4 protein-coding genes are annotated in these 7128 nt (G+C 73.5%); 3 read left to right on the forward strand and 1 reads right to left on the reverse strand.

Annotated elements, in window-relative coordinates; translation table 11 throughout:
• The 3 genes from H5J29_RS15505 to H5J29_RS15515 form a co-directional block, all read left to right on the forward strand.
• The coding region (locus H5J29_RS15505) for an SDR family oxidoreductase (protein ID WP_181781671.1) at positions 1 to 1271 on the forward strand (1271 nt) is incomplete at its 5' end.
• A 9-nt stretch (positions 1272 to 1280) separates the two neighbouring features.
• Positions 1281 to 2276 (forward strand): alanine racemase, encoded by a 996-nt coding sequence (locus H5J29_RS15510; RefSeq protein ID WP_181781672.1) that lies wholly within the window; start codon positions 1281 to 1283, stop codon positions 2274 to 2276.
• 1 nt (position 2277) lies between these two features.
• Positions 2278 to 3411 (forward strand): pyridoxal phosphate-dependent aminotransferase, encoded by a 1134-nt coding sequence (locus H5J29_RS15515; protein ID WP_181781673.1) that lies wholly within the window; start codon positions 2278 to 2280, stop codon positions 3409 to 3411.
• 49 nt (positions 3412 to 3460) lie between these two features.
• Here the strand turns inward: H5J29_RS15515 and H5J29_RS15520 are convergent.
• Positions 3461 to 7128, reverse strand: a 3668-nt coding sequence (locus H5J29_RS15520) for a Pls/PosA family non-ribosomal peptide synthetase (protein ID WP_181781674.1), incomplete at its 5' end; no start/stop codon positions are given.

A 7128-nucleotide genomic window follows, 5' to 3' on the forward strand; every position in this document is an offset into this window, starting at 1 on the left:
TGACCCACGTCGGCGCCTTCCTGCGGACCGGGTCGCTCGCCGCGCGGCTCCGCCAGGCCGCCGCCTCCTGGTACATCGGCTTCTTCCAGCTCCCGCGGGTCCCGGAGCTCGCGTGGCGGGCCGGCGTGGCGGGCAGGGCGATCGCCCGCCGCGAACGCGTCCCGCGGCCGGCGACGCGGGACGGGCTGAACGGCCTGGACCTGTACCGCGCCAACATCAGCGGGGTGCGGGGAGACGGCCGTACCGACGTCCCCACGCAGGTCCTGGCCCCCACCCGGGACCGGTACGTCACGCCCGCGCTGGCCGCCTCGGCCGCCGAGTTCGTCCCCGGCCTGCGGTTCCGGGAGGTCGCGGGCGGGCACTGGCTCCCGCGCGAGCGCCCCGACGTCGTCGCCCGCTGCGTCCGCGAGCACATCTCCGCGAGTCCCCCACTCCCGACGCGCGAGTCCCCCACTTCCGACGCGCGAGTCGGACATCCACGGACCCGCTGGACCGGCAAGGTCGTGCTGGTCACCGGCGCGGCGAGCGGGATCGGCAGAGCGGTGGCCGAGGGCTTCGCGCAGCGCGGCGCCCGGATCGTGGCGGTGGACCGGAACCCCACCGAGGCCCCCGGCGAGGGCGGCCGCGCGTTCCAGGTCGACGTCACCGACGTCGCCGCGATGGAGGCCCTCGCCGACGAGGTGTGCGCCGAGATCGGCGTGCCCGACGTCGTCGTCAACAACGCGGGCATCGCCGTGTCCGGCCCCTTCCTCGCGCACTCCGTGCAGGACTGGCAGGACATCGTGGACGTCAACCTGATGGGCGTGGTGCACGGCTGTCGGATCTTCGCGGCGCGGATGAGGGACCGTGGCGAGGGCGGGCACCTCGTGAACGTCGCCTCCGCCGCCGCCTTCACCCCGACGACCTTCCTGCCCGCCTACTGCACCACCAAGTCCGCGGTCCTGATGCTGTCCGAGTGCCTGCGCGCCGAGCTGGCGCCCGACGACATCGGCGTCACCGCGCTGTGTCCCGGCTTCCTCCCCACCGGCATCGCGGCGTCCGCCCGGTTCGTCGGCGTCGACGACCCGGCGGAGCGGCAGCGCAGCACCGACCGGCTGCTCAAGCGGCGTCCGTACCCGCTGCGGAAGGTCGCCGCGGCGGTCATCACGGCGGTGGAGCGCAACCGCCCGGTCCAGCTCGTCACGGTGGAGAGCCGGGCCGCCTACGCGGTGTCCAAGCTCGCGCCGGGTGTGCTCCGGCGGATCGCCCGGACGCCGGTGCCGAACCTGTAGCGTCCGGCCGTGCACGTCGACGACCTGGTGACGCCCGCGCTGCTCGTCGAGCGCGGGGCCCTGCGCCGCAACCTGGACACCATGAGCGCGGCCCTCCCCGGGGCCCGGCTGCGCCCGCACGTGAAGGCGCACAAGTGCACGTCGCTGGCGCGCTGGCAGCGCGACAACGGCCATCCCGGCTTCACCTGCGCCACGATCCGCGAGTGCGAGGTGATGGCCGAGCACGGCCTCGGCGGGGACCTGCTGCTGGCCAACGAGGTGGCCGACGCGACCCGCCTCGGCAAGCTGGTGCGGGACGGCGCCCGGGTCACCCTCGCCGTCGACTCCCGGGAGACGATCGCGGCCGCCCTGCGCGGCACCGTGCTCGAGGTGGTGATCGACGTCAACGTCGGCCTCCCGCGCTGCGGCTGTCCGCCGGAGAAGGCCGGTGAGCTGGCCGACCTGGCCCGGCGCAACGGGCTCGAGGTGCGCGGTGTGATGGGCTACGAGGGGCACCTGATGATGGCCCGCCCCGAGGAGGAGCAGCGCCGCCTCGTCCGCGAGTCGATGGAGAAGCTGGTCGCCGCGGCGCGGGAGGTCGGCGGGGACCTGGTGTCCGCGGGCGGGACCGGCACCTACGCCGCGAACGAGTGGGCCACGGAGATCCAGGCCGGGTCCTATGCGCTCATGGACAGCGCGTACGCCGAGCTCGGGCACCCCTTCGAGCAGGCCCTGTTCGTGCTCGGCACGGTCATCTCGGTGTCCGCGGACCACGCCGTCGTCGACGTGGGGCTCAAGGCGCTGGGCATGGACCACGGCAACCCGTCCATCCCCGGCGCCCAGGTCTGGTTCTGCTCCGACGAGCACACGACCTTCGCCCCGGGCGAGCGCAAGCCGCGCGTCGGGGACCGGATCCGGGTCGTGCCCGCGCACGTGGACCCGACCGTCGCGATGCACGAGGCGATGTGGCTGGTCGACGGCGACCACGTGGCCGAGCGCTGGGCCGTGGACATGCGGGGGTGGTGACGTGCTCGTCGAGCGCCTGCGCCCCTTCACCTCCACGATCTTCGCCGAGATCACCCAGCTGGCCGTGCGGCACGGCGCGATCAACCTGGGCCAGGGATTCCCGGACACCGACGGACCGGCGTCCCTGCTGGCCGACGCCGTCTCGGGGATCGAGGGCGGCGCCAACCAGTACCCGCCCGCGCCCGGTCTCCCGGCCCTGCGCGAGGCGGTGGCCGCGCACCAGGAGCGCTTCTACTCCCTCGACGCCGGCGACGTGCTGGTCACCATGGGTGCCACGGAGGCGATCGCCGCGGCCGTGATCGCGCTGTGCGGGCCGGGGGACGAGGTCGTCGTCTTCGAGCCGTACTACGACTCGTACCCCGCGGTGATCGCGATGGCCGGGGCGACCCGGCGGACGGTCGCGCTGCGGGCACCGGACTTCCAGCCCGATCCGGCCGAGCTGCGCGCCGCCTTCGGGCCCCGCACCAGGGCGGTTCTGGTCAACACCCCCCACAACCCCACCGGCACCGTGTTCGGCCGGGACACGCTGCGGGCCATCGGTGACCTCGCGGTCGAGCACGACGCGGTCGTGATCACGGACGAGGTCTACGAGCACATGACCTTCGCGGCCGAGCACGTCCCGATGGCCACGCTGCCCGGCCTCGCCGACCGGACGCTCACCGTCTCCAGCGCGGGCAAGACCTTCTCGGTGACGGGCTGGAAGATCGGCTGGGTCCACGGCCCGGCCGAGCTCGTCGCGGCGGTCCGCGCGGTCAAGCAGTTCCTCACCTTCGCGGGCGGCGCCCCCTTCCAACCCGCGGTGGCGAAGGCCCTGGCCCTGCCCGACGCCGTGTACGCGGCGATCTCCGGCGACCTCCGCCCGAAGCGGGACCTGCTGGTGGCGGGCCTGCGCGAGGCCGGGATGCGGGTCTTCGAACCGCAGGGCACCTACTTCGTGGTCGCCGACCTCGCGCCCCTCGGCGTGCGGGACGCGGCGGCCTACGCGCGGGCGATGCCGGAGCGGACGGGCGTGGCGGCGGTCCCGGTCAGCGTCTTCTGCGACGACCCCGACCTCGCCCTCACCCTCCTCCGCTTCGCCTTCTGCAAACGCACCGAGGTCCTGGAGCAGGCCCTGACCCGCATTATGGAGCCATAACTGTCGTTTTCGAGGCTCGAAACGACAGTTATGGCTCCATAATGCGGGGTTAGGTGGGGGAGGCGGGGTTGGACTGCCAGCGGGTGTCCCGGGCCGTCTGCGTGCCCTTCATCAGGAAGGCGTCGGCGTCCAGGACGGTGTTCTCGGCCATCTCCACTCCGTAGTGCACGAAGGCGTTCGTGCCGATCGTGACCCCCGCGCCCAGGACCGTGTGGTCGGACTTGAACGTGCCGTCCTCCAACGAGTGGCACTGCACCGTGCTCAGCGGGCCGAGGGTGCAGTGGTCGCCGACGGTGACGAGGGTGTGCTCGGGCATGGAGCAGCCGTCGTCGAGCAGCCGCTTGCCGACCCGCACCCCGAGCGCCCGCAGGACCATCGCCTTGAGCGGGGTCCCGTCGAACAGGGCGAGGAAGGGCGGCAGCAGCTTCCACAGCCGCTCGTGCCGCCAGAAGTACGGGTCGTAGATCGAGCAGAACCGGGGCTCCAGCCTGCGGAAGCCCATCGCCGCGCGCGAGGCCAGGGTGAACCAGCCGACGCCCACGAGCAGCGCCGCCACTGCCGCCGCACCCACGGCGAGCGGGCCGAGTGCCGGGTACAGCAGCGCCCCGCCGAGCCCGACCGCCGCCACCAGCACCAGGTGCACCCACCGGACGGCCAGCAGGGCCAGCCCGGTCAGCGTGTTGCTGAGGTTCTTGCGCCGGAGGCGGTTCCGGAACTCCGGCCCGGTGGCCAGCGCGTCGAACCGGGAGTCGCGCTCCACCGACCGCGGGATCGCGAACGCGGGCGAGCCGAGCAGGCCGGTGTCGCTCCGGACCTCGCCGTCGAGCGGGACCATGACCTTGGTGGCGAGCAGGACGTTGTCGCCGATCCGGCCGCCTGCGGGCACGATCACGTTGTTGCCCAGGAAGTTCCGCTCGCCGAGCCTGGACTCGCCGACCCGCAGGCTGCTGGAGGTGTACTCCACGTTGGCCAGCGACAGCCCGTCGGAGATCATCGTGCCGCGACCGATCCGGACGGCGAACGGGGTGTCGTGCTTCTGCGTGGTCCCGAAGTTGGACCCGGTCTGCTCCACCACCCCGAGGTCGTAGCCCAACGCCCGGGTGTAGCGGGTGATCGCGGAGCTGTCGCCGAACAGCGAGTCCAGCAGGGGTCGGTTGGTCAGCCGGGTGGCGAGCCGCAGCAGCGAGTAGCGGATGCCGTAGATCGGGTAGGTCTCGCCGGGCCGCAGCGCGCGGCGCAGCAGCCGGCCCAGCACGAGAGCCGCGACCACCTGCCCGAGGACGAGGGCACCGAACGCCGCGGACCCGACGACGAGCGCGTCGAGCACGAACACCGTGGGCGTCATGGCCGGGGCCGCCCCGCCGATCCGCTGGGCGAGCACCGCCTCCAGCGCCCCGAACACCACCGGCAGGGCGATGACCAGCACCTGCGCCACCTGCATCGTGCCGTACACGGCTCGCCGCCAGGGGGCGACGCGCGTGGGCTCGGCCCGGCGGAAGTCCACCTCCCCCGCCGGTCGGGCCGGGGTGCCGTGCCAGGACTCCCCGCCGGGGACCCGTTGTCCCGCATGCAACGACGAGGCGTGCGCGAGCTGGGCGTGGTGCCCCATCTCCACGTCGACGTCGAGCACCGCCCCCTCGCCCACGAACGCCCGCTCGCCGAGCGTGATCCGCCCGGTGCGGATCCGACCGCCCTCGGCGCGGTAGCCGAGCAGCACGGCGTCCTTGCGGACGACGGTGTCGGCCCCGATGTCCACGAGGTCCGGGCACACGGGCACGGTGCGGCTCAGCCAGAGCACCCGCGGTCCGATCCGGGCACCGAGCGCCCGCAGGTACAGCGCGACGACGGGGGAGCCGGTGAACAGCAGCAGCGGGTTGGCCCTGATCACGGTCCTGACCAGCCAGAATCGCAGGTACCGCCAGGTCCAGGCCGGGAACTCCTGCTCCCGGAACCGCCCGACGAGCACCCACTTCAGCACGATCGGCGCCAGGCACAGCGCCGCGAACGCCAGCCCGCCCACCGCGACCGCACGCAGCAGCGTGGAGCTGATCGCCCCCGCCTCGGCCACCCAGTCGTAGGCCGTGGACACCCCGAAGGCCAGTAGCGAGGTGTAGCCCACGAACAGCAGGACCTGCGCGATCCCGGTGAGCGCATAGGCCGCGGCGGACGCGCGATGCGGTTCCCGGACCTCCTCGGCGGCCACCGCGGGCGCCTGCTCGACCCGTGCCAGCTCGCGCACGGTCGGGTTCGCGTAGACCTCCCGGATCGTCAGCGCGATCCCGCCCTCCCGCGCGGCGGTGACGAACCGGGCGAGCAGGAGGGAGTTCGCACCGAGATCGCTGAAGAGGTCGGCGGTCACCGAGACCGGTCCGGTGCCCAGCACCCCGCCCAGCGCGGCGGCGAGGGTGCGCTCGGCGTCCGTCCCGGGTTCGACGTGCGCACCACCGGTCACGACCCGTCCGGAGACCGGGTCGGGCAGGTTGCGGCGGTCGGCCTTGTCGCTCGTGGTCATCGGGACCCGGTCGAGCTCCTCCAGGTAGGCCGGGACCATGTAGGAGGGCAACCGGTCCCGTAGCCGGGCCACCAGGTCCTCCCGCGTGACGGGGCCGCGGGTCGAGTACCAGGCCACCAGCTCGCGGACGCCCTCGGCGGGCTCCCACACGTCGACGACGGCCTGGGCGACGCCCGCCACCCCGAGCAGCACGGACTCGATCTCGGTCAGCTCGATGCGGTAGCCGCGCAGCTTGACCTGCGTGTCGATCCGTCCGTGGTAGGCGATCTCGCCCGCCTCGGTGACCGACACGAGATCACCGGTCCGGTACACGCGATCGATCCCCGGGACGTCCTCCCGGAATGCCGCCGCGGTGCGGTCCGGCAACCCGAGATAGCCCGCGGCGAGCCCGATCCCGGCGATCCCCAGCTCTCCCTGCTCTCCCGGTTCGAGCAGCCGGGTCGGATCGTCCGGATCGAGGACGACCGCGCGGTACGTCGGCAGTGGACGGCCGATCGTGACCGGGTGGTCCGGGTGGACCACGGTCCAGGTGGCCGTCACGGTGGCCTCGGTGGGGCCGTAGACGTTGAGGAAGCGCCGGTCCTCGGTGTGCCAGCGGGTCACGAGGTCCTGCGGGCACGCCTCGCCGGACACGAGCAGGAAACGCAGCTGCGTGCACTCGGCGGGGTCGAGGGTGGCCAGCAGCGTGGGCACGCACGCGAGCGCGGTGATTCCGTTGTCGCGCAGGAAGTCCTGCAGGTCGTCCCCGACCATCGCGGCCTTGCCCCGCTTCGGGACGACGGCGGCGCCCGCCACCCACGGCACCCACAGCTCCTCGACCGAGAAGTCGAAGGCGAGGGTCATGCCCTGGTAGACGCGGTCGCCGGGGCGGTAGCCGTACAGCTCGCCCGCCACCCGCACGAAGTTGACGATGGACGCGTGCTCGATCGCCACGCCCTTGGGCCTGCCGGTCGTGCCGGAGGTGTAGATCAGGTAGGCGAGCTCGTCCGCCGGGATGCCGGCCTCGGCGGCGGTGAGGGGCCCGTCCTCCCCGGGCTCGTCCGCCGGGTCGACGGCGGTGACCTCGCCGGGCAGGGCCGCGGCCAGGTGGGGCGGGGCGAGGGCGAACCGGGCCCCGGAGTCCTCGCAGATGTAGCCGATGCGGTCGGCGGGGAAGCCGGCGTCGAGCGGGACGTAGGCGGCGTGCACCTTGTGCGCGGCGAGCA

This window comes from Pseudonocardia pini, from assembly GCF_013870575.1.
Lineage (GTDB): Bacteria > Actinomycetota > Actinomycetes > Mycobacteriales > Pseudonocardiaceae > Pseudonocardia > Pseudonocardia pini.